Source organism: Acinetobacter sp. 24-47-66 (assembly GCF_056779755.1).
Genome location: NZ_JBWYIL010000009.1, coordinates 93,546 through 115,890 on the forward strand (window position 1 = coordinate 93,546; position 22,345 = coordinate 115,890).

General features: G+C 37.5%; 22 protein-coding genes and 2 pseudogenes. 6 read left to right on the forward strand and 18 right to left on the reverse strand.

The annotated features are described in order from the left end of the window. Window positions 1–118 precede the first annotated feature (118 nt). Window positions 119–1,411: an ABC1 kinase family protein gene (locus AC1M84_RS09920; RefSeq protein ID WP_481594925.1), complete on the forward strand. Its 1,293-nt coding sequence runs from the start codon at window positions 119–121 to the stop codon at window positions 1,409–1,411. Between the two features lie 77 nt (window positions 1,412–1,488). Beyond that, window positions 1,489–1,740 carry a type B 50S ribosomal protein L31 gene (locus tag AC1M84_RS09925; protein WP_481594904.1) on the forward strand — a complete coding sequence of 84 codons (252 nt, stop codon included), beginning with the start codon at window positions 1,489–1,491 and terminating at the stop codon, window positions 1,738–1,740. A 73-nt stretch (window positions 1,741–1,813) separates the two neighbouring features. Here AC1M84_RS09925 and crcB read toward each other — a convergent pair whose 3' ends face one another. Further along, on the reverse strand, window positions 1,814–2,194 hold the full coding sequence (gene crcB / locus AC1M84_RS09930; RefSeq protein ID WP_481594905.1) for a fluoride efflux transporter CrcB: 381 nt from the start codon (window positions 2,192–2,194) through the stop codon (window positions 1,814–1,816). A gap of 119 nt (window positions 2,195–2,313) precedes the next feature. On the opposite strand from crcB, the gene AC1M84_RS09935 reads away from it, so the two are divergent. Further along, window positions 2,314–2,646 (forward strand): HopJ type III effector protein, encoded by a 333-nt coding sequence (locus AC1M84_RS09935; RefSeq protein WP_481594906.1) that lies wholly within the window; start codon window positions 2,314–2,316, stop codon window positions 2,644–2,646. A 24-nt stretch (window positions 2,647–2,670) separates the two neighbouring features. On the opposite strand, the gene AC1M84_RS09940 is transcribed toward AC1M84_RS09935, so the two are convergent. Then, window positions 2,671–3,897: a TIGR03862 family flavoprotein gene (locus AC1M84_RS09940; protein ID WP_481594907.1), complete on the reverse strand. Its 1,227-nt coding sequence runs from the start codon at window positions 3,895–3,897 to the stop codon at window positions 2,671–2,673. After that, complete coding sequence (locus tag AC1M84_RS09945) at window positions 3,894–4,559, reverse strand: class I SAM-dependent methyltransferase (protein ID WP_481594926.1); 666 nt, start codon at window positions 4,557–4,559, stop codon at window positions 3,894–3,896. Before AC1M84_RS09945 ends, AC1M84_RS09940 begins: the two co-directional genes overlap by 4 nt. Window positions 4,560–4,643: 84 nt before the next feature. Between AC1M84_RS09945 and AC1M84_RS09950 the strand changes: the two genes are divergently transcribed. After that, window positions 4,644–4,823: a DNA gyrase inhibitor YacG gene (locus AC1M84_RS09950; protein ID WP_035264978.1), complete on the forward strand. Its 180-nt coding sequence runs from the start codon at window positions 4,644–4,646 to the stop codon at window positions 4,821–4,823. Between the two features lie 351 nt (window positions 4,824–5,174). Here AC1M84_RS09950 and AC1M84_RS09955 read toward each other — a convergent pair whose 3' ends face one another. The 5 genes from AC1M84_RS09955 to AC1M84_RS09975 form a co-directional block, all read right to left on the reverse strand. Further along, entirely contained in the window at window positions 5,175–5,819 is a 645-nt protein-coding gene (locus AC1M84_RS09955) for an MBL fold metallo-hydrolase (protein WP_481586765.1), read from the reverse strand. Window positions 5,820–5,833: 14 nt separating this feature from the next. Beyond that, window positions 5,834–6,850, reverse strand: coding sequence for a ferrochelatase (gene hemH, locus AC1M84_RS09960; protein WP_481594908.1), 1,017 nt, complete (start codon window positions 6,848–6,850; stop codon window positions 5,834–5,836). Window positions 6,851–6,975: 125 nt separating this feature from the next. Then, a complete protein-coding gene (locus AC1M84_RS09965; RefSeq protein WP_481594909.1) occupies window positions 6,976–7,938 on the reverse strand; it encodes a DUF4062 domain-containing protein in 963 nt (320 codons plus the stop codon). A 72-nt stretch (window positions 7,939–8,010) separates the two neighbouring features. Beyond that, on the reverse strand, window positions 8,011–8,895 hold the full coding sequence (gene murI, locus AC1M84_RS09970; RefSeq protein WP_481594910.1) for a glutamate racemase: 885 nt from the start codon (window positions 8,893–8,895) through the stop codon (window positions 8,011–8,013). Window positions 8,896–8,944: 49 nt separating this feature from the next. Beyond that, on the reverse strand, window positions 8,945–9,556 hold the full coding sequence (locus tag AC1M84_RS09975) for a DUF1285 domain-containing protein (RefSeq protein WP_481594911.1): 612 nt from the start codon (window positions 9,554–9,556) through the stop codon (window positions 8,945–8,947). Window positions 9,557–9,739: 183 nt separating this feature from the next. On the opposite strand from AC1M84_RS09975, the gene AC1M84_RS09980 reads away from it, so the two are divergent. Next, on the forward strand, window positions 9,740–11,452 hold the full coding sequence (locus AC1M84_RS09980; protein WP_481592064.1) for an electron transfer flavoprotein-ubiquinone oxidoreductase: 1,713 nt from the start codon (window positions 9,740–9,742) through the stop codon (window positions 11,450–11,452). Window positions 11,453–11,539: 87 nt separating this feature from the next. On the opposite strand, the gene AC1M84_RS09985 is transcribed toward AC1M84_RS09980, so the two are convergent. After that, window positions 11,540–12,625: an Imm72 family immunity protein gene (locus AC1M84_RS09985; RefSeq protein WP_481594912.1), complete on the reverse strand. Its 1,086-nt coding sequence runs from the start codon at window positions 12,623–12,625 to the stop codon at window positions 11,540–11,542. A 364-nt stretch (window positions 12,626–12,989) separates the two neighbouring features. Here AC1M84_RS09985 and AC1M84_RS09990 point away from each other — a divergent pair, with 364 nt between their 5' ends. Continuing rightward, window positions 12,990–13,271, forward strand: a complete 282-nt coding sequence (locus tag AC1M84_RS09990; protein WP_481594913.1) for a helix-turn-helix domain-containing protein — start codon at window positions 12,990–12,992, stop codon at window positions 13,269–13,271. A gap of 131 nt (window positions 13,272–13,402) precedes the next feature. On the opposite strand, the gene AC1M84_RS09995 is transcribed toward AC1M84_RS09990, so the two are convergent. The 9 genes and pseudogenes from AC1M84_RS09995 to AC1M84_RS10035 form a co-directional block, all read right to left on the reverse strand. Beyond that, window positions 13,403–14,191, reverse strand: a complete 789-nt coding sequence (locus AC1M84_RS09995) for a hypothetical protein (RefSeq protein WP_481594914.1) — start codon at window positions 14,189–14,191, stop codon at window positions 13,403–13,405. 428 nt (window positions 14,192–14,619) lie between these two features. Continuing rightward, on the reverse strand, window positions 14,620–15,687 hold the full coding sequence (locus AC1M84_RS10000; protein WP_481594915.1) for a PoNe immunity protein domain-containing protein: 1,068 nt from the start codon (window positions 15,685–15,687) through the stop codon (window positions 14,620–14,622). A 209-nt stretch (window positions 15,688–15,896) separates the two neighbouring features. Then, complete coding sequence (locus tag AC1M84_RS10005) at window positions 15,897–16,964, reverse strand: PoNe immunity protein domain-containing protein (protein ID WP_481594916.1); 1,068 nt, start codon at window positions 16,962–16,964, stop codon at window positions 15,897–15,899. 5 nt (window positions 16,965–16,969) lie between these two features. Continuing rightward, window positions 16,970–17,077, reverse strand: a pseudogene (locus tag AC1M84_RS10010) (hypothetical protein); the annotation flags it as partial. 93 nt (window positions 17,078–17,170) lie between these two features. Beyond that, window positions 17,171–18,238 (reverse strand): PoNe immunity protein domain-containing protein, encoded by a 1,068-nt coding sequence (locus AC1M84_RS10015; RefSeq protein ID WP_481594917.1) that lies wholly within the window; start codon window positions 18,236–18,238, stop codon window positions 17,171–17,173. A 4-nt stretch (window positions 18,239–18,242) separates the two neighbouring features. Continuing rightward, window positions 18,243–18,359 (reverse strand): annotated as a pseudogene (locus AC1M84_RS10020) (hypothetical protein); the annotation flags it as partial. Window positions 18,360–18,446: 87 nt separating this feature from the next. Continuing rightward, entirely contained in the window at window positions 18,447–19,514 is a 1,068-nt protein-coding gene (locus AC1M84_RS10025) for a PoNe immunity protein domain-containing protein (protein ID WP_481594918.1), read from the reverse strand. Window positions 19,515–19,518: 4 nt separating this feature from the next. After that, complete coding sequence (locus AC1M84_RS10030) at window positions 19,519–20,967, reverse strand: hypothetical protein (RefSeq protein ID WP_481594919.1); 1,449 nt, start codon at window positions 20,965–20,967, stop codon at window positions 19,519–19,521. Continuing rightward, the coding region (locus AC1M84_RS10035; RefSeq protein ID WP_481594920.1) for a DUF2345 domain-containing protein at window positions 20,964–22,345 on the reverse strand (1,382 nt) is incomplete at its 5' end. The genes AC1M84_RS10030 and AC1M84_RS10035, both read right to left, overlap by 4 nt.

Below are 22,345 nucleotides of genomic sequence, written 5' to 3' on the forward strand. Positions count from 1 at the left end.
TATTTTTTTATGCCAATCATTTACTTACAACTCATTAACAATTTCAAATATGCATCTTTTGATTTGTCGCCTATGATCAAATCAGAAGATGAAAATAATGAATCGAGGTTCTCAACTCATGGCAAACAAAGCGAGCTCTCCCGGCCGTCGTTTCATGAAACTCGCAGGTATGACTGCAAGTATTGCTACTAAAACCGTGTCCAACTCTATCCGCACCTTTAATGCAGATGATGATAAAAAAAACGAAGCACGCAGTAAGCTCTTTCAAGACATTGGTGTTCAAATTGCAGACACCCTTGGGGAAATGAAAGGTGCTGTAATGAAAGTTGGTCAAATTGCATCACAATACAAAGATATTTTCCCGCCTGAAGTCGCAAAGGCTATTGCTAAATTACAACGTCAAGCCCCTGCGATGCCCTTCCAGCAAATCAAGCAACAAGTTGAAAAAGAACTTGGTCAGCCACTGTTAGATGTTTTTAAAACATTTGATGAACAACCTTTTGCAGCAGCTTCGATTGGGCAAGTTCATAAAGCAACCTTAAAAAATGGCCAAGAAGTCGTTGTAAAAGTACAGTACCCAGGCGTAGATGAAGCATGCGAAAGCGATTTAAAACAAGTCCGCTTGGCTTTACGTTTGATGGGTGTATTAAAAGTAGATAAAAAATTACAAGATCGATTATTTGCAGAAATTCAAGACAGCTTACACGAAGAGCTCAACTATGAAATTGAAGCGCAAAATTTAGAGGTATTTAGAACCTTCCATCAAGCATTGGATTCTAAAATTATTATCCCACAAGTTTTCAAAGATTATTCCAGCAGACGAGTTCTTACACTGAGCTTAGAAGCAGGTGACAATATTGAAACCGCAAGCACTTGGCCGCTTGAAACACGTAACGAAATTGGTCGTCGACTAATTCAGGCTCTTGGCCATCAGATTTTCTATCTAAAACGCTTTCATTGTGATCCGCATCCTGGCAATTTTGCTTTCCGCTCAGATGGTAGTGTCATCATCTATGATTTTGGTGGTGTTAAAACCTTATCTGCTGAACTGGTGGATCGATTTAAAAAATTAGTTCGCGCTGGTCGTGCTGAAAATATCCAAGAGATTGAACAACATCTATTCGCGTTGGATGCTCTTGCTGAAACAGGAAAATTCCCTGAGGAACTTTACAAACAATGGTTAGAAGTGTTGCTCAGACCCCTTACCACACAATACAATTTTGCTGAAAACTCATCTCATCATGATGGCGTCATTTTAGTGAAAAAATCACTTAAGTATTGGGATACATTTAAGCCCTCTCCAGACACATTAATGGTCAATCGTACTATTTCTGGACACTATTGGAATCTGATTAACTTAAAAGTCGATGACAATCTCAATGATTTGTTTGAAACGCTCGTTCCTAATTGAAAAATTAACAAGACCTTACAATGTTCATTGTTGTTATGTTATATTATAACAAAATATAAATAATTAGGAGTGTTTCCATGCGTCCCAATATTCATCCTGAATACCATGAAGTACTATTTCATGATACCAACGCAGATCAGTATTTCATCATCGGTAGTACGATTCAGTCAAAGCAAACAAAAGAATATCAAGGGAAAACTTACTCCTATGTCACGCTAGATATTTCAAGTGCTTCGCACCCTTTCTATACTGGTGAAGTCCGTCAAGCTAATAATGAAGGACGTGTGGCAAGTTTCAATAAGCGTTTCGGTCGCTTTAAACGTAAATAATAAAATTTTCGACTCTCACTATTTTAAAGCCTAAATTTACTCCTCCAATTTAGGCTTTTTTTTATTCTTATCGTTATTTATGGGTTAAATAAAATTGAGTAAAGGAAAAACTCAAAACCAATCCCAAGAGTCCAATCATGATACTACTCACAACATACATCAGTGCCAAATTGTATTGCCCAGATTTTATCAATTGAAAAGTTTCCAAGCCAAAACTTGAGAATGTGGTAAAACCACCTAATATGCCAACCATAAAAAATAGGCGAGCCTCATGTTGTAATACAGGATATTGTAAACTGAATGCAAAAAATCCCCCTGCTAGAACACAGCCCAAGATATTCACAATCCAAGTTGCCCATGGAAATTGATCTGCATTTTGCATGAACCACATACTGGTCATATATCGAAGTGTTGCACCAATCGCTCCACCACATGTTACCCATAACCAACTCATATTATGTCCGTTCTCGTGTATTGATCATATTTTCACCTTAAAAAGTAACGAATTATTGTCTTGGATTCACGCGTTTTTTCGTTAAGATGTAGCAAATTTAAACGTGTAAGGACTCAATTATGGCTCAAGCATTATTGAAACAATTAAAAAATGGCGAAGCAAAATTTGCCGACGTAATTTCATTTATTGAAGCAGGTTATACACATACGCCAACCGCATTTAGTAATGGTCAACAATATAATGCCAGTAATGAAAATCAAGGGAGTGCTAAAGTTTTTTCCTTTGCCAAATTAAATGGTCTTTCTCAAGAACAAACATTACAGCTTTTTGCAGAACACTACGCTTCTGTTCTGGCGACACCTGAAGCATCAGATCATCAGAATATCCGTCAATTCATGATTCATGGATGGGATGGCATTAAATTTGAAGGAAATGCACTCACTGCGAAATAATCATAAATAAAGACTAGCGCTTGGCTAGTCTTTTTCAACAGTTTTATTTAGGTATTCAATTACACCTAATCCTGCTGCTCGACCTGTTGCAAAACATGCTGTAAGTAAATAACCACCTGTCGGGGCATCCCAATCCAACATCTCTCCACAGCAGAAAACAATTGGATTACTTTTCAACTGTAACTGTTTAGTCAAGGCAATTTCCCGTACACCACCTGCGCAGCTAATGGCTTCTTCAATAGGTCTAAAACTATCTAGTTTGATAGATAAATGTTTAATATGCTGAGCCATTTTCTCTGCAATCGCCCAATCATGCTTTGGGGTCAATTCACGTAATAAATTTGACTTTGCAGTGTCTAATCCCAATTTTCGCCAAATATTATTAATACTTTGCTTCTTAGCATTCTTAAGTTTAGAGATGATTTCATGCTCAGATAATTCTGGCAGTAAATCTAAATTTAAAACCATGGAATCTTGATATTGCAATTGTGTTCGAAGTGCCCGACCATGCTTATAGACCAACCCACTCTCCAAACCATAATGGGTGATCACGATATCACCCTTAGCTTTGGGCTGATGATCCACCCAAGCTTCAACTCGTTTGAGTGGCGAGCCAAATATAGGTTCCATATACGAAGACCAAGCTCTGACTACACCAGCATTACTCGGGGAAAACGCTTTTAACTCTTCTTTAGCCAACCATGACTGCCAAGCCCCATCACTACCCAACTGTGCCCATGACACAGCGCCACACGCCAATACAATCGCATCAAATTGCTCAGTTCGTATTGAATTGGATTGAGTATCAAAAACTGTCAGTTCATTTTGATTAAGCGCGGTAATTTGATGCCGATAATGAAAATTGACCTTGGTATCTACTAAACTTTTTAACCAAGCACGCAGTAATGGAGCTGCTTTCATTTCATTGGGAAATATACGACCAGAGCTTCCAACATAGGATTCAATCCCTAGGTTTTTCATCCAATTTCGAATCCAACGCGCATCCCATTTTTTTACCCAAGGTGCAAGCCATTCGGCATGATCATAACGACCAATAAATTGATCGATAGGTTCGGCATGAGAAATATTTAAACCTGTTTTACCTGCCATCAAAAATTTACGTGCAGCTGAAGGCTTTTGTTCAAAAATATGAACTTCAAATGCAGGATGAGCAGATAAAACTTCAGCAGCCATTAAACCTGCTGGACCTGCGCCTACGATTGCGATTCGCTTTGAATATTCCAAATTCATAGATTATTCGTTTGTTGATTTTCAGAAGAGATCGGCATTTGCCCTTGCAGAGGCATAAAGTGATCGAAGCGAGTTTGGTACGCTTCAGGTTTTTGAATAATCAACTGCTGGCATAATTCACCACGCTCTAGATACTTTACTTCAAAATGCGTTCTTGCCGAAGTTGAAGAGATTCGTTCTTTAACATAAGAAAGGTTCCAAACATTAAGCAGTTGTTGCTCTGCCTCGTCAATATATTCAGGAATATTGCTGGCTAAAGTGATCGTACCATTCGGTTGCAATCGAGACAGTAAAAATTCAAAAAAAGGCATATTCAACCAACGTTGCGCTGGATTATGAGGTTCAGGATTCGGATATAAAATAAAAAAATCTTCAACTTGCTGTGGAAATAGCGCATGTACGATCCAAGGGATTGCATCTGCATGTACAGGTCGCAAATTGGTTTGTCCCTCTAGTTGATGCTGTTTTTGCATCGCTAGAAATTTTTCTCTAGTTCGTTCAATCGCGATTAGTTGTCTTTGCGGATTTTGTTGCGTAAACAATAAAGCATGTTTACCTTTACCCGCCCCAATCTCAACACATAGTGGTTCAGCTAGAATCGGTTGAAAGTCGCGTGGCGCATGCATACGCTGTGCTTGAAATTGACGAATCGGCATAATCAGATCAAACTTATGAAAACGCGACAAGTCTAGCAACTCTAGATGCTTTTGCCTATTTTAGCTGTTTTATTTTACTAGGATTCATTTATGCCAAAAACATTTCCGTGCCCACGCTGTGGACAGCCTAGTCAATGGACTGGCAATGAATTTCGTCCATTTTGTTCTGAACGATGCAAACTTATCGATTTAGGGGCTTGGGCAAATGATGAATATCGCCTTCCGACACAGGATTCTCCTCAAGCTGATCAAGGGGAATATCATGAATAATGCCAACTTTGCTCAATATTAAAAGAATAATTCAATTATATTTACACAAACAAAAAAATTAGCTTTTTTAAGAAAACTCAATAAATGTGATTTTATTTAAGTTTATGTTGTGATATTGTGATGATAATCACATTAAAACAACAATTCTACTTTCATAAATACATGAGACTTTATAAATTCACATTCACACTCAGTATAATTTTATCTTGCCTAGGCCTCCTTTTTGCAGGTCTAGGCATTTATCAACATGATTTCGTCTTGATTTTAATCTCTGCACTATTTGTGTTAGCCGCTGCCCTTCTCTTTTGGGAATTGAATGACATCAATCGAGATCACTTTTTTCGTTTTTAATTAACCAGCTTTACCTGCCACAAACGGGTTAAACTTTTTCTCATAGCCAATGGTACTGATTGGACCATGCCCTGAGATAAACTGTGTTTCATCTGGCAAACTAAAACATTCTCTCTCAATCGAATCTAACAACTGTTGATGATTTCCCTTTGGAAAATCTGTTCGTCCAATTGAACCCTTGAAAAGAACGTCGCCAGTCCATAACAAGCCATAATTAGCATTATAGAACATGACATGACCAGGCGTATGACCAGGAGCGAATCGAACCTCAAAGGACTCTTCTCCTAATTTTAAAGTTTCACCACCTTCAAGCCACTGATCAACCACAACAGGTTCAGGTATCGGAAAACCATATCGTGCTGAAACTTCCTGAATCATATCTAACCAAAATGCATCTTCTTTATGAGGACCAATTACTGGAATACCCCACTCTCGCGCCAATGCTCCAACCGCGCCAGCATGATCAAGGTGACCATGAGTTAGCCATAACTCCTTCACTGTTAAGCCTAACTCTTGCACAACTTGCATAATTTTTTCAGGCTCGCCACCTGCATCAATTAACACAGCTTCTTTGGTCTCTTGATCCCAAACCAATGAACAATTTTGCTGAAATGCTGTCACAGGAATAATTTTAACTTGAAGCATAGGAACCTTTAAATTTATGCAGAATGTTGGAGGGTAATCTTGAGTGCATCTAGTTGAGCTTCTACTAAATCGACCAACAAATCAATATGTGCTGCATCAGTGTTTAAAGCAGAAATATAGGCATAGTCTTTCCCACCCGCCGTTTTAAAGGTTTCGGCATTTTCCACAGCCAACTCTTCTAAAGTCTCCAAACAATCTGCTGAAAAAGCAGGGCTGAGCACATGGACTGATTGAACACCTTGTTGTCCCCACTCAGTCAGCAACGCATCTGTATATGGCTTGACCCACTCTTGTTTACCAAATCGTGATTGGAAACTGATAGCCCATTCATCCTCACTTAATCCCAGTGCCTTTGCGACTTTTTTCGCTGTAACTCTACAACGGTCCGCATATGGATCACCTTTATCTGCATAAGGCTGAGGAATCCCATGGAAAGACATTAATAATTTTTCCGCTTTACCGTGTTGCGCCTGAAAAACCTGAACACTCTTTGCCAAAGCCTGAATAAATTTTGGATGTTGATAATAATCGCGTATTAAACTTAAGCCAGGTAAATTTCTCTGCGTTAAAACCCATTTCGCCAATGCATCATACAAAGGTGCTGTAGATGTCGCTGAATATTGAGGAAAAAGTGGAAATAAAATGACGTGATCTTGCGGTGTCTGAGAAAGTTTTTTTAGAACCTCATGAATACTAGGATGACCATAAGTCATCGCAGGAACGACCTGAACATCAAAATCTGGATAATCTTGAATAACTTTTTGACGGATTAAATCTGTTTGCTTCAACAGAATTTCACGCATAGGGGAATCTCCATTCCACACCTGCGCATATGCTTCAGAAACATGCTTTGGTCGAAATGGTAAAACAAAACAATGTAAGATAATTTTCCACAAAAACGATGGAATCTCAATCACACGCTGATCAGATAAAAACTGTTTTAGAAAAGTTCGTACCGCAGGCACTGTAGGGGCATCTGGTGTTCCCAAGTTGGCAATAATTACGGTGATTTTCGGCTTTAACTCAGACATCTGATCCACATCAATTCACTGTTTAATTGAGAAATACTTTATCAGAGTCTAAGTAAATTCGGCGTGATTTTATGATTGCTTTTTAAAATGTGAATGACAGAGAAAAACTATCATATGAACTTGATCTATTTATTCATACATTTCCATAACATCCGCTGACGATCATCTCGTCCTACAGGAACGATCCATTCATTATTACGCATTTGTTGCTTGATGGTATGCAATGCACGTACATTAATCTGTGCTCTAGATACCATATGTGCCCTAGGAAGTTGCAATTGAGCATCGACCAAACCTGTATCAGTCAAATACTGATTCAACACTTTAGAATAAAAATCTTCTGGTGTTGCTTGGGAAAATTGAGACTCAAGAACAGCATAAATTTCATGCCATCGCATGGATCGTATACAAATAATTTCTTTAAAATGACTATCAACATAGGCATGCATACGATAATCAAAACTGAATTGATCATCCCACTCTATTCTAGGCAAAGATAGAAAAGGATCGACTTCAGATTTGGCTTGTTCCATTTTTGCTTGTGCCAGTTGAGCTCTTAATCGATCAATCTCATCTTGTTTTGCTTGAATGCTTTGTGGTCTTACCCAACCCAAAACAGGGTAACGCTCAAGCATTTGAGGCATATGAGACCTGAGTGCAAGCTCTAATTCACGAGCACTTTTAAAACATACGACCTGATCAACTTCTTTAATGATCTGTTGACGGAAATTTTGAAAGCGCTGTTGAAGATCCACTTCATGCTCTCGTAAATGCGCCTCACGCAATTCTGGCTGTTCATGCATAAATACAATAATGGGCTTTTGCTTAGTCACTGCATAGATATATTCTAAGTGCATGTAACTAATACCAGAGACAGATTGCTCACCATACTGGCTTCCTAAAAGCAGAAGTACATAATCACAATCATCAATTTGACGGCGCGCAAAAGCGGTTGTTACAGGTGTTCTTTGTTCTAAACCCCAGGAAAAAAAACCCATACCGATCAGCGTTTGAGACACAACCATACGCTCTGGCTGCATCTCTTTACCAGAAGTTGTAATAAACACTTGGTAACGCTTATCTAGCATGCCTTAATCCAATCCTGCATCTAGGTAAAAATGCCCTATTCATAAGGCTTAAAATGTATAGCTTGATATTGATCATTCTTCTTCGAATGTATCAGTTAAATTTTCAATTGACCATAGTATTTGATGCCCGATCATATTTTGAAGTACAGGCTGAAGTTCAAGCGCATTTCCACCACTGACGACACAACGCAACTGCACTGATTTGTCATATGGTTGAGTAGCATTGAATTTATTTTTGATAAGGACTCTTGCTGTTTGGCGTGCAACAGCAAATCCAGAATCAACCAAAGTCAGTCGCTCTGCATAAAGATGCTCAATTGCAGATTTTAAAAATGGATAATGCGTACAACCCAACACCAAAAAATCGGCTTGATCTTGCATGATGGGATCAAGTACTCGTTGTAATGTTGCTATACAGGCTTGCGAATTTTGTTGCCCAGATTCCACAAAAGGAACCAAATCCAAACTGGTGACTTGATGAACTTTAACACCTAAAGGATCTGCAAAATTCTGCATTACATCCTTGATTAACTGACCTCTAAAAGTCGCTGGAGTCGCCAATACAGCCACCACTTTAGACTGTGTCTGTAACACTGCAGGTTTTAACGCAGGAACCAATCCAATAATTGGAAATCGCTCACCATAATGCGCCCTTAAATAATCCAGACTAAAAGCTGAGGCCGTATTACACGCAACAACCGCAACTTTGCATCCTTGACGATACAACCACTCAATTGCATGTGCTGTGAGCTGACGAATATCTTGATCTTCGCGCGGACCATAAGGGACATGAGCTGTATCTGCATAGTAAAGGATATGCTCATTGGGTAAATATTTTGCTATTTCCAATGCAACTGATAAACCACCAATACCCGAGTCGAAAATACCAATAGGGGCATGTTCAAGTGCATGAGGCATAGGCTCATTAGAGCTCGGTTGGGGTAAAATTGCAGACATCTCAACGACTACTTTTATAATGCTTAAATGAATGGGCTAAGCTTAAACCTCAAGTCCCTAATTGCAATAGCAGATTACCACTTTTTAAATTCAAAACTGATTCACCTTGCTCATTTTCGCTCAACTCCCCCATTTCAACTAAATGAAAAAAAGCTGAACGTTGTATCAATGCGTTGATGCCAAAGCGCACATGCACATAAGGACGCATCTCTCCTTGAAAATCACGCATAAAGATCGGATGATCTTGATCCACAATAATGAGATCTTGAGTGGTCGTTGTTAGCTGTAGATAAGAAAGCCCTTGAATCTCGACTTGATCTACCTGATTGACCAATAAAGGTTCATCTTCGACTTCAATTTCGATTTGCTCAACGGGTGTTTTTAAGTAAAATTTGTTGTCTTCTTTCCACAGTACTGTCGAGAATAGGTCAATGAGGCTTTGTCTTTTAATCAATTGACCTTCGTGCCACCATTCACCATTCGCTTTTACTTTCAAATCCATTGAGCCACAACGCTTTGGGTTCCATTGTTCAAGAGGTGGGATTGACCTTTTGTGACTTGACTGTGCATCTTTTAGATATTGTACGATATTGATTAAGTTTTTATCATCAGGTACAAGTGAATCAGGCTGTGCTGTTATAGAATCATTTTGTTTTACCATGGTTTATGCCCTGCTGACGGAAAATAAAGCGACTCAGCCAATTGGCTTGATCAAGGTTTGAACCTATACTAGCGCAAAATATATAAAAGGTACGAGAGCAAAATTGTACCTGCAACTAAGAACACTCATGGCAGCACCGTCGGAATTATCGGTTGCCACCCTTTACTTTATGAGGAGTCCTTTATGGAACACATCGAACGTGAATCGATGGAGTTTGACGTTGTAATCGTTGGAGCGGGCCCTGCGGGTCTTTCAGCTGCGATCAAAATCCGTCAACTTGCAATTGAAAACAACCTCAACGATTTATCTGTATGTGTCGTTGAAAAAGGCTCTGAAGTAGGTGCGCATATTCTTTCTGGTGCAGTGCTTGAACCACGCGCTATTAATGAATTGTTCCCAAATTGGAAAGAAGAAGGTGCACCTTTAAACGTACCTGTTACAGAAGATGAAACGTACTTCCTTCTTTCAGATCAAAAATCTCAAAAAATGCCTCATGCTTTTGTACCTAAAACAATGCACAACGACGGCAACTATGTCATCTCTCTGGGTAACGTTGTACGCTGGTTAGGACAAAAAGCTGAAGAACTTGAAGTATCCATTTTCCCGGGCTTCGCAGCAGCGGAAATTCTGTATCATGCTGATGGCACTGTAAAAGGTATCCAAACAGGTGATATGGGTATTGGTAAAGATGGTGAGCCAACACATAACTTTACCCCAGGCTATGAGCTCCATGCGAAATACACGTTATTCGCTGAAGGCTGCCGTGGTCATTTAGGTAAACGCCTAATTGCTCAATTCGGCTTAGATAAAGATGCTGATCCTCAACATTACGGTATCGGTATTAAAGAACTTTGGGAAATTGATCCAGCGAAGCACAAACCAGGTAAAGTCATGCACGGTGCAGGTTGGCCTTTAACTGAAACTGGTTCATCTGGTGGTTGGTGGCTATATCACGCTGAAAATAACCAAGTATCATTGGGTATGATTGTCGACTTATCTTACCAAAACCCTCATATGTATCCATTCATGGAGATGCAACGTTGGAAAACACATCCATTAATTAAAGATGTATTGGAAGGCGGTAAACGTATTTCTTATGGTGCACGTGCAGTAGTTAAAGGTGGTTTTAACTCTCTTCCTAAATTCACCTTCCCAGGCGGAAGCTTAATTGGTGATGATGCTGGCTTCTTGAACTTTGCAAAAATTAAAGGTTCACACACTGCTATGAAATCAGGCATGTTATGTGGTGAAGCTGTATTTGAAGCAATTAAAGCTGGTGTAGAAAAAGGCGGCGACCTTGCAATTGCTCGTGTGACAGAAGGCGAAGATTTCTTTGCTAAAGAGTTAACGTCATATACAGAGAAATTTAACAACAGTTGGTTAAAAGAAGAGTTATATAATGCTCGTAACTTTGGCCCTGCAATGCATAAGTTTGGTACATTCTTCGGTGGTGCATTCAACTTTATCGATCAAAATGTATTTAAAGTTCCGTTCACTTTACGTGATTTGACACCTGATTACAGTGCTTTAAAAACTGTTGATGCAGTGAACTTCAAACCAAACTATCCAAAACCAGATGGTAAGCTTACATTTGACCGTTTATCTTCAGTGTTTGTTTCAAATACAGTACACGAAGAAAACCAGCCAGCGCATTTAAAATTAACTGATCCATCAATTCCAGTAAACGTTAACCTTCCTCAATGGGATGAGCCTGCTCAGCGCTACTGCCCTGCTGGCGTATACGAAATCATGGAAAATGATGATGGTTCTAAGCGTTTCCAAATTAATGCTGCGAACTGTGTTCACTGTAAGACTTGTGATATTAAAGATCCGTCACAAAACATTACTTGGGTTGTACCTGAGGGTGCGGGTGGTCCGAACTATCCGAATATGTAATCTCGTTTGAGATCAAAAAACCCGCGAAAGCGGGTTTTTTATTAAACTTCCATCAATGCGAAAGTTTTCACCTTGAGCGATATAGTTTTATTCTTCTCCATCAAACTGCCAATACATCTCGCCCCAATCACTTTCAAAATCAGGAAAAATATCGCCTTTTTTAAAGTATTGCCGTGAATTTGATTTGGCTGTTGTATACCAATAGCCTGCTTTAGGGCTAACCTGCCCAGCCGCCATACTTAATTTTTCATTTGATTCAGTTTCGGGTTGATTGGCATGTTTTCCTATATTTTCTATATCAAAGATATATTTCTTTTCTTCTTCTGGAATTGTTCCGTCTAAATAGCGTTTGTCTTCCCATATAAGCCGCCATTTCACGTCATACCAATCATCTGTGCCTTCTAATTTATATTGAGTAGCTTCCGAACCTTCCAAAAAATAATTTGGGCAACCAACATACACATTATATTCAGGGTCATTGGTTAATTTTTGATAGACGGATTTTTCAAACCAAGGTTCATATATACCTGAAATTTGGATCTCTTCACCTGAAAAAATTTCAATATCACTATTTATTTGATTATTGTCGAAAATTAATTCAACTTTAATACTGCGAATGAAACTCCAATACACGAACTTGTTAAATGATTCAAAATTCCATTTTTTATACAAAAAAGGATAATGAGGAATATAATATTCGTTATCAAAATCAGATAGGGTTATTTTTATAAATGCTGTAAACTCATTTGCAATACATATCTTTTTTATTTCATTTTCATGTAGATTTTCGAATATCCAACCAGAATCCCTTCCGACCATTCCTAATTTTTTATATAGAGGATCATTTTCAAGCCCGCGCTCATCACCATATCTTCCAAAAATTGTAGAGTGTATATTTTCAGATATAAAATCTGAATAGACTTCTTTTTTGAACTTACTTCCTAGAAAATCTAATAAAGTTTTTTCTTCAATATCTAGAACATAGAGATACATTAATAATTCTCTCTCATGTCTAGTTAATAATTCAAACTCTTCACTAGATTTTCTTAAAGCATTCTCAAAATCAACAGTAAATTCCTTATTGAGATAGTAAATTTTTTTTAAAAAACTATAACTTGTAATCATTTTTAAAAAATTAATTACTCTAAATCTCAGTTTTTGATCAACTTTCATTATCTATCTGCTTTATTTGAACTACTCTCTCTTGAATTAGCACGACTAGTACTTGATGTCGCATGTAATATTTGTCCCTGCTGTACTGTTTTCTTTGAAGCTTCTCGATTTAATAGGTATTCAACAGTTTCGGTTGTATCCTTAGGTAAGATTGCATCCTTCCAATTTGTATTTTGAATTTTAATAACTTTATCAATAGATCTCTTTCATAAATCAAAAAACGATCTATCACTTGCTGACTATGTGTACCGAATAATTTTAAATATTCATGCATAATTTGCGAATGAAATACATCGACTAAAAAAAGCTTTCTGAAACACAGTTTAAGCGATATACAGGCATCTCATGGCCAACCTTTGATTTAATGGCTGAACAGCTAAAAATGCTTGTACCTGCTAAAGGTAAACCATCTAAGTTAAGTGTAGAAGATCAAATCCTTCTGAGCTTAAGTTATTGGCGTGAATATCGAACATTATTCCATGTCGCAACGAGTTATGGTGTGTCAGAGCCTACGGCTTCAAGAATCGTCCGCCACGTAGAGGCTTTCCTGATCAAGTCCAATCTATTTAATTTACCCAAGAGTTTGCCTGAAGGCGAAGGTATTGAGTCTGAAGATCGAAACAAATCGAAATATTTCCACGATTAATTAAATCTTTTTATTGTAATTAGGCCAGTTGGATGTCGAATAGATTTTAGGTGTGGGCTTACTCGTCTCACAATTATATTGCTAAATCAAACCTAACAAACAACTTTCTAAAACAAAGCCCACCAAATATCCTATTTCATATATTGCCAAACATCAGGGTCTACATAGCTGTCATCAATATGATAGCCTTCTAGTTTAATTTTTTCTTCCTTAAATTTACGATCTTTTTCATTGTCTCTTCTTTCATCTAAAAAGGCTTGTTTTAACTGTTCTGCTGTCATTTCATCTGAGTTAGAAATAGCATTGAAACCAGTATATCTAAAATGCTCAAAACTGTATCTCAGCATATACTGTTCTTTTTTATCATCTTTATATGTTTTAGAAAGAGATATCGCCAAATTAATATTACTATTATATAAATTAAAATACATATGGCCATTAGTCAGATCCATCATTTCTTGCCACTCTTTAAAACTTAAAATATAGCTAGGGTCAATAACCTCTCCCATGTTTTGACTCATATATTTTAAATTATCTTTTTTATCTATACGTTCCGAATAAGGTAAAAAATATTGCTTCCAGTTTTTCTCACTCATTTGCTTCATAAGTTTTACATAAGCCTGATATGCATCTTCTCTAGTCGTATATTCATTAGCATGTAAACTAGCGGTTACATCCATAATCAAAACACCATCATTGCCCATTCGTGCAATTTGCGTCCCCATTACACTAATAACATTATCAATTTCAAAGTTACTTTGTTCAGTTACAATTTTAACCTGTCCCAGTTTGGGCGGTCTCCAATCTAGTGACAAAAAATTCATCCCCGCAGGTTGGCGGTCTATTGGCGCATAACTATATTGAATAAAATCTTTTAATCCTTGCTGTCCAAAATGTAAAATAGCACTTTGTGGTGGCATGATTTCATTTCCTTTACTTTTCGTATTTGGAGTACAAGCCAATAATAGGCAACATATCGAAAATCCAAAAATTAAACTCAGATAATTTTTCATATTGAAACTTTTGTTAAAAAAATCGTTATTTTTCCGTTCATTACTACTTGGATGTATTCCAAAGAGAAAGTTTGCTTTGCTCTGACTCCACCTCGTTATTAGTTTTAATTCCTGATGTAAAAAGACACGCCTTTATCATCCAACATTAAACGGTGATATTTTTCCGCAGCCAAATTAATCTTAACTAAAGATCCGTTATAAAAAATTACTTAGGTTATACATGAGGGTGCAGCTAGTATGAGCTATTCGAATATGTAATGTCTTTTAAAACCCTCGCTAAAGTTTTTTTATTAAACTTCGATAAATACGAAAGTTTCCCCTTGAGCGATATAGTTTTATTCTTCACCATCAAAATACCAATATACTTCACCCCAATCTTGTTCAGAAAGCGTTGGTAAAATCTCACCTTTACTAAAGTGCTGACGCTCATTTGGTTGGGCTGGAGTCGTCCAATAACCTGTTTTTGGACATTTATCCCCACCTTTGATTTTAATTTTTTCTACCGAATCTTGTGTTTGTACTTTTTCTGATTGTGCTTTAGCAAAATCGACTAAATCTTTCGGATAAAATTGATGCTCTCGATAAATGGTGTCATCAATATCTAATAGCCATGTCACAGCTGCGGCTTCCCATGACCAATAACCATAATAAAGGAAACCGTCATCAATATCAGCCCGAGGGTGCTGGTCATGGTATGGTTCACGACGACTGGCTTCATACCAATCTTCTAAGTATTGCAACATCATGGCTGGACGCTTTGCTGCATCAGCATCAAAAACTTTAATGAGCTTACGATAGGGCAAATGACGACGTGCATCATTCGGTGGTGTGCCTCGATCTGTTACAAATGGAGCAATCAATCGCTCGATTAAACCATCTTTTTCTTGTCCTTCAGGCGTTGCTTCTGTGTAGTCAATAATCTGCATAATCCGATTCATTTGATCTGCATAGCCTGTCAGTAAACCAAAGCATATCAATCGTAAAGCAATATCCCAATAATCTTCTGTTCCCAAAGCGATATGCCAAACATAACGTCCTTCTGCTTCTGTACTTTGATGGTACTGAGCATGAATATCTGCATATTCTTCCATCCAGTTTAAAATGTATGGATATAGTTCTTGAATAAAGCGTATACCACCACCTGCAGAATATTGTAAAGATATTAAATTTAAAACATCTAGTAACCTTTGATGACCTGCCGCCATTTTTTTACTAGCTTTACTACCTGTTTTATATTTTTGAAAACCATCAGTTACTGAATAAATACCATTAAGAAACGTATCAAACCTTCGGCTATACATTTCATGTTGTAATAGATTATCTCTGTAATTTTTATTAATCAGTATTTTTTGCTTAAACCACTCTTCCCAATTAATATCTATATCATTTACTTGACTATTCAATCTTCTTACTCCGGTAAAATATCATTCGGTAAAACAAATTCTAATTTTATGCCGTGTGCCGTCACTGTCCGTGTGCACTTAATTTTATTTAATTCTTTGCATTTCTCTTGATGATAAAATTTAGTTATGTCTAAACTTTTGTTATTTGAAATGTCTAACTGAGAATATTATTATAAATAAAAAATAATGCCCCGAAGGGCAAATTAAAATTATTCTTCACCATCAAAATACCAATATACTTCACCCCAATCTGTCTCTGAAAGCATTGGTAAAATCTCACCTTTTTTGAAATATTGGCGTCCATTCGGTTGCGCAGGTGTCGTCCAAAAACCTGTTTTCGTGGATTGCTCTCCACCTTTGATTTTAATTTTTTCAATAGTTGTTTCAGCTGAAACCGATTCAGCTTGCGATCTAGCAAAATCAACTAAGTCTTTAGGATAAAATTGATGCTCTCGATAAGTTGAATCGTCAATATCTAATAGCCATGTTACTGCTGCTGCTTCCCATGACCAATAGCCAAAAAATGAAAAACCCTCATTAATATCAGCCTGAGGATGTTGATCATAATAAGGTTCACGACGACTGGCTTCATACCAATCTTCTAAGTATTGCAACATCATTGCTGGACGTTTTTCAGGTGTAGCATCAAATACTTTAATGAGCTTACGATAAGGCAAATGACGACGTGCATCTTTAGGAGGTAATCCACGGTCTTCTACAAAGGGCGCAACCAATCGCTCAATTAAGCCATCTTTTTCCTGTCCTTCAGACGTTGCTTCCGTGTAATCAATAATTGGCATAATTCTCGTCATTTGATCTGCATTACCAGTCAATAATCCAAAACAAATTAAACGTAAAGCAATGTACCAATAATCTTCAGTCCCCATGGCAATATGCCAAACATAACGTCCGCCTGCATCTGGGCTTTGATGATATTGTGTATGAACATCTGCATATTCTTCTGTCCAATTTAATAAATAAGGATAAAGCTCTTGGATAAAAGCAATATCACCACCTGCTGAATATTGTAGTGACATTAAATCTAGTACATCAATTACTCTTCTTCGACCCGCTGCCATTTTCTTACTGGATTTAGCACCAGATTTATATTTCTGAAATCCATCAGTCACAGAGTAAATACCATTTAGAAAAATTGAATAGCGTTCATGATATATTTCTTCTGGTAATAGTTTTTCACGATAATAATTCGTATCATTTATTTCGAACTTAAACCATTGTTCCCAATTAATATCTATATCAGTTACTTGATTAGTCAATTTTATTACTCCGGTAACATATCATTAGGTAAAACAAATTCTAACTTAATACCATGTGCGGTTACTGTACGTGTACATTTTGGCTTATTTAAGCCTTTACATTTCTCATAATGGTTGAAGTTATTTTTTTCTTTGGACTTATGATATTAAGAATGGGCAATAATATTATCCATATAAAAATAATGCCCCGAAGGGCATTTTTAATTCTATTCTTCACCATCATAATACCAATATACTTCACCCCAATCTTGTTCAGAAAGCGTTGGTAAAATCTCACCTTTACTAAAGTGCTGACGCTGATTTGGCTGGGCAGGAGTCGTCCAAAAACCTGTTTTCGTGGATTGCTCTCCACCTTTGATTTTAATTTTTTCTATAGTGGTTTCTGCTGAAACCGATTCAGCTTGCGATCTAGCAAAATCAACTAAATCTTTCGGATAAAATTGATGCTCTCGATAATTTGTATCATCAATATCTAACAACCATGTAACAGCTGCCGCTTCCCATGACCAATAACCATAATAACTCCTACCAGATCTTAAGTCGGTTTCTGGGTGCTGTTCAAAGTATGGTTCACGCCGACTGGCTTCATACCAATCTTCTAAGTATTGCAACATCATGTCTGGACGTTTTTCAGGTGCAGCATCAAAAAGTTTAATGAGCTTACGATAAGGTAAATGACGACGTGCTTCATTTGGTGGTGTACCTCGATCTGTTACAAATGGTGCAATCAATCGCTCAATTAAGCCATCTTTTTCTTGTCCTTCAGGCGTTGCTTCTGTGTAGTCGATAATCGGCATAATCCGATTCATTTGATCTGCATAACCTGTCAGTAAACCAAAGCATATCAATCGTAAAGCAATATACCAATAATCTTCTGTTCCTAAGGAGATATGCCAGACATAACGGCCACCTGCATCAGGGCTTAAATTATAAAGATGACTCGTTTCAGCATATTCTTCTGTCCAATGAAGAAGATATGGATAAAGTTCTTTTATAAAATTTAAATCCCCGCCTGCTGAATATTGTAAAGATATCAAGTTCAGAGCATCTTTCAATCTTTGATGACCAGATGCTATATATCCACCAAATTTAGAATCATTTTTATAATGGCTAAATCCATCAACAACTGTATATAACCCATTAACAAACGTATCAAATCTCTTGTGATACATTTCTTGCTCAAGCAACTTATCTCTAAATAAACTTGTATCTTTTACTTCTAAACTCAACCATTTTTGCCAATCTATTTCTTGATCATTTACTTGTATTGACATACTTTCATCTCTCCAACATCTCGTTTGGTAAAACAAATTCTAATTTAATACCGTGTGCAGTTACTGTCCGTGTGCACTTAATTTTATTTAATTCTTTGCATTTCTCTTGATGATAAAATTTAGTTATGTCTAAACTTTTGTTATTTGAAATGTCTAACTGAGAATATTATTATAAATAAAAAATAATGCCCCGAAGGGCAAATTAAAATTATTCTTCACCATCAAAATACCAATATACTTCACCCCAATCTGTCTCTGAAAGCATTGGTAAAATCTCACCTTTACTAAAGTGCTGACGCTGATTTGGCTGGGCAGGAGTCGTCCAAAAACCTGTTTTCGTGGATTGCTCTCCACCTTTGATTTTAATTTTTTCTATAGTGGTTTCTGCTGAAACCGATTCAGCTTGCGATCTAGCAAAATCGACTAAATCTTTCGGATAAAATTGATGCTCTCGATAAGTTGAATCGTCAATATCTAATAGCCATGTTACTGCTGCTGCTTCCCATGACCAATAACCAAAATAACTGATGCCTGATCTAATATCAGGTTGTGGATGTTGATCATGATAAGGTTCACGACGACTGGCTTCATACCAATCTTCTAAGTATTGCAACATCATCGCTGGACGTTTTTCAGGTGCAGCATCAAAAAGTTTAATGAGCTTACGATAAGGTAAATGACGACGTGCATCATTCGGTGGTATGCCTCGATTTTTTACAAATGGAGCAACCAATCGCTCGATTAAGCCATCTTTTTCTTGTCCTTCAGGTGTTGCTTCTGTGTAGTCGATAATCGTCATAATTCGACTCATTTGATCTGCATACCCTGTCAGTAAACCAAAGCATATCAATCGTAAAGCAATATACCAATAATCTTCAGTTCCCAAGGAAATATGCCAGACATAACGTCCACCTGCATCAGGGCTTAAATTATAAAGATGACTCGTTTCAGCATATTCTTCTGTCCAATGAAGAAGATACGGGTAAAGTTCTTTTGTAAAATTTAAATCACCACCTGCTGAATATTGTAAGGACATCAAATCTAAAGCATCTCTAATTCTTTGGTGACCAGCTGCGATATATCCACTAAACTTAGAATCATTTTTATAATGACTAAATCCATCTACAACGGTATATAGTCCATTTATAAGTTCTTCAAAATTTTCATGATAATCTTGGGCATTTAAAAAATTATCTCTAAATTTTGTTTCATCATTAATCTCTAAAAATTGCCATTTTTGCCAATCTATTTCTTGATCATTTACTTGTATCGACATTCTTTTATCTCTCCAACATCTCATTGGGTAAAACAAATTCTAATTTAATCCCGTGTGCCGTAACTGTCCGTGTGCATTTGGGTTTATTTAAACCTTTACATTTTTCATGATGATCAAATTTATCGCCTGTTATAGTTACTAAACTTCGGTCATAAGGACAATGTACTGCAACAACTTTCCCTAATCTTCTTTCTGTAGAAGCCTTAAAATTGACTCTTCTCCATGTTTTAATATCACGAATTAATGAACTATGTTTCGGAATAATTTTGGATGCATCTATTTTGCTCGCAATCCATAAATGCGACATCTGCACACCATCACTCACAGTCGTCCCCACTGAACGTTTAACCTTATCATCTTGGTCTGATGCCATATAAACATCGAGACCCATTTTCAATGCCATCATGGCTGCCTTTGGTGTCATCAGTGTTCGATGACTCAGTGCATTGGTCGCTTTACTGTCTGTAATACGATACTTATGTGCTAGTCGAGCACTATGCCATACATGATCAAGTCCGTTATGACCCGTATCGTGATATTCGTACAGCACGCCATTATTATTAATTTTAGAGCGACTTTTCATGCGTTTTACATAGTAATAATCCGTAATGTGCTCACCACCTGAACCAAGTTCTTGATTCGATCTTCTTTTTCGCTGTAATTGTTGACGTCGTGTTGAAGTATTTTGACGACCTGGGCTTACATTATTTCCTCCAGTATTTCTTGATACATTGCCATTTTGCTGAGTTCGTGGGGCTGGATTTTGATTTGGTCTACTGGTTGTTGTCGCTGTTCGAGTCGTAATTGGAGCTCTAGCTGTAGTGTTAGGATAAGGAGTTGCTAGTGCCTTTTTATGGGCTGCTTGCATTTCTTTCATAACCATATCAATTTTTTGATTGGCAACTTTCTTCATTTGCTGAAGCTGAGTTACTAATGTTTTTAACTTAGCATTGCCGAGAACAGCTCGTGTCATCCAACTATCAAAAACGCCAATTAAACCATCAATAATTTTATTACTAGTTGTTTGCAGCTCTCTTGTGTATGTATTCCAATTTAAGGTTCTAAACCATTTATCTACATCACCACGTAATGTTTTGCTTGGTATTGCATCCAAAATAGCTCCCATAGCTTTACCTGAACGCAATTGTTTAAAAACAATTTTTAATCCATCACCAGCAATTGGAACAAATGCAACAAGATTAAATACCAAATCAAACCAATTCTCTTTATTATCTGGCTTTTCTGATATTTTAACGACTGAGACAATCACATTCCCGACATCAACGCCTTGACCAACAAAGGGTATACAACCTATCACAACTGCAACAATAATTTGAGCGGGACTGGAGCCACTACCATCAAGTACACCTTTAATCCATTGAGCCGCCGATTCTTCCCCTTTAGCTGTTACTCTTACAGCTTGCGTTGAACCCTTGGCTACGGCAGTATTCATTGTTTATCTCCTAGGTCTAATCTAGAAGTAGAATCATCTGTAAGTAAAATTTCTTCTAAATCATCTGCTATTGCATCATCTACATTATTTTGTTGTGGTATTAATTGTTCTTCATAATCGCTTACATGATCATCGTATTCGATATTATTCGACATGAGCATGTCTTCAATTTCATCAGGGAAATATTCATCTAATAATGCATCAAGTTCCTGTTGATTATATTTTTCAATTAACTGCTCTGCTTCAGCAACACTCATCACTTTTTGATCTTTGAAAGGATTATCAACTTTTTCTCTATCTGGTTTCGCCTCAACACTACTAAAGCCATAGTAGACTTTAGGTTGAGTTTTATCACTAGGAATAGTGACTTTGGCATAACCTTCGGCATCTAGTACTCCTTCTTGGGAAGAACCATCAGCAAAAATCAATTTAAATGGAGCTTGTGCAACAGGTTTTAAGTCATCATAAATGTATTTTAATTCCACTTTATTAGGTAATAATTTAAAGGTAGGTAAAGCTGGAAATTTTGCTGATACATTCTTTCCATTCACAAACTGATGCTGCCCTGCCTTAACCTCAAACTTACCGCCAGTCGTAGGAAATACCCCTGAAGCATTTATTTTTAGCTGTGAACCACCTGCGGTCAGTACAATTTCTTTCGCACTGGTGATGTCGACATTTGCCTCCGTCGAAATAATCTGCACCCCCTTTCTTGCAATCAGGTCAGCACCATCTCCTTGAGCTTGAATCTCGATCTTCCCTTTCCCTGCATACAGTCGTGCCCCTTCTTGCGCTGCAAATAAGCTGATCTTTTTGCTGGCATGGCTAACAATGCTGTCTTGGGTACTGGTGTTGATGCTTCCTTGTGCAATTTGGTTGATCTGCCCATCTGCACTGAGGTGGATGTCTTCGTTACTTTCTATGGCAATTGAACTTGGTGAAGCCAAGAGCATGATCGCTTGTTTAAAAGCCGCGGCTTTGCTTTGGTCTTCGCTCTCTAAGTTCTTGAGATAGCACTGTAGGTTTTCGAGTAAGCTCAGTGGATCAGTTTGTTGATTTTGTGCCACTTCACTTAAGGCTTTGGCGTTGTTTAAGCTACTTTCGAGTTGTTGTTTGGCTTCGCTTGCATCTAAATGGTTTGCTTTGGCTTGTTCTTGTTTGTAGGTGGAGATGAGTATGCCTTCGCCCGCTCGTACTGCACCCCATTGGTCAGTTCTGAGTTCGAAGCCTTCGCCGCGTCCTTCACTTTCTGCTGTTGCTTTGGGATGACTGAGATTCCCTAGGTTAAGTTGGCTCGCCCCGTGGGTGTTTTGCAGTTGGGTGGAGATTTGTCCTGTGGTGTCATCAAAGCGGAGTTGTCCATAGCCTTCGCCTTGGA

What these genes read in the sequence shown, in the direction of transcription:
- AC1M84_RS09965 (WP_481594909.1), bottom strand. Translation starts at nt 7,938, where the DNA reads ATGCTAGATAAGCGTTACCAAGTGTTTATTACAACTTCTGGTAAAGAG.
- AC1M84_RS10015 (WP_481594917.1), bottom strand. Translation starts at nt 18,238, where the DNA reads ATGTCAATACAAGTAAATGATCAAGAAATAGATTGGCAAAAATGGTTG.
- crcB (WP_481594905.1), bottom strand. Translation starts at nt 2,194, where the DNA reads ATGAGTTGGTTATGGGTAACATGTGGTGGAGCGATTGGTGCAACACTT.
- AC1M84_RS09995 (WP_481594914.1), bottom strand. Translation starts at nt 14,191, where the DNA reads ATGCCACCACAAAGTGCTATTTTACATTTTGGACAGCAAGGATTAAAA.
- AC1M84_RS09940 (WP_481594907.1), bottom strand. Translation starts at nt 3,897, where the DNA reads ATGAATTTGGAATATTCAAAGCGAATCGCAATCGTAGGCGCAGGTCCA.
- AC1M84_RS09955 (WP_481586765.1), bottom strand. Translation starts at nt 5,819, where the DNA reads ATGCTTCAAGTTAAAATTATTCCTGTGACAGCATTTCAGCAAAATTGT.
- AC1M84_RS09985 (WP_481594912.1), bottom strand. Translation starts at nt 12,625, where the DNA reads ATGAAAGTTGATCAAAAACTGAGATTTAGAGTAATTAATTTTTTAAAA.
- AC1M84_RS09950 (WP_035264978.1), top strand. Translation starts at nt 4,644, where the DNA reads ATGCCAAAAACATTTCCGTGCCCACGCTGTGGACAGCCTAGTCAATGG.
- AC1M84_RS09975 (WP_481594911.1), bottom strand. Translation starts at nt 9,556, where the DNA reads ATGGTAAAACAAAATGATTCTATAACAGCACAGCCTGATTCACTTGTA.
- AC1M84_RS10030 (WP_481594919.1), bottom strand. Translation starts at nt 20,967, where the DNA reads ATGAATACTGCCGTAGCCAAGGGTTCAACGCAAGCTGTAAGAGTAACA.
- AC1M84_RS09980 (WP_481592064.1), top strand. Translation starts at nt 9,740, where the DNA reads ATGGAACACATCGAACGTGAATCGATGGAGTTTGACGTTGTAATCGTT.
- hemH (WP_481594908.1), bottom strand. Translation starts at nt 6,850, where the DNA reads ATGTCTGAGTTAAAGCCGAAAATCACCGTAATTATTGCCAACTTGGGA.
- murI (WP_481594910.1), bottom strand. Translation starts at nt 8,895, where the DNA reads ATGTCTGCAATTTTACCCCAACCGAGCTCTAATGAGCCTATGCCTCAT.
- AC1M84_RS09920 (WP_481594925.1), top strand. Translation starts at nt 119, where the DNA reads ATGGCAAACAAAGCGAGCTCTCCCGGCCGTCGTTTCATGAAACTCGCA.
- AC1M84_RS10025 (WP_481594918.1), bottom strand. Translation starts at nt 19,514, where the DNA reads ATGTCGATACAAGTAAATGATCAAGAAATAGATTGGCAAAAATGGCAA.
- AC1M84_RS09935 (WP_481594906.1), top strand. Translation starts at nt 2,314, where the DNA reads ATGGCTCAAGCATTATTGAAACAATTAAAAAATGGCGAAGCAAAATTT.
- AC1M84_RS09925 (WP_481594904.1), top strand. Translation starts at nt 1,489, where the DNA reads ATGCGTCCCAATATTCATCCTGAATACCATGAAGTACTATTTCATGAT.
- AC1M84_RS09990 (WP_481594913.1), top strand. Translation starts at nt 12,990, where the DNA reads ATGGCTGAACAGCTAAAAATGCTTGTACCTGCTAAAGGTAAACCATCT.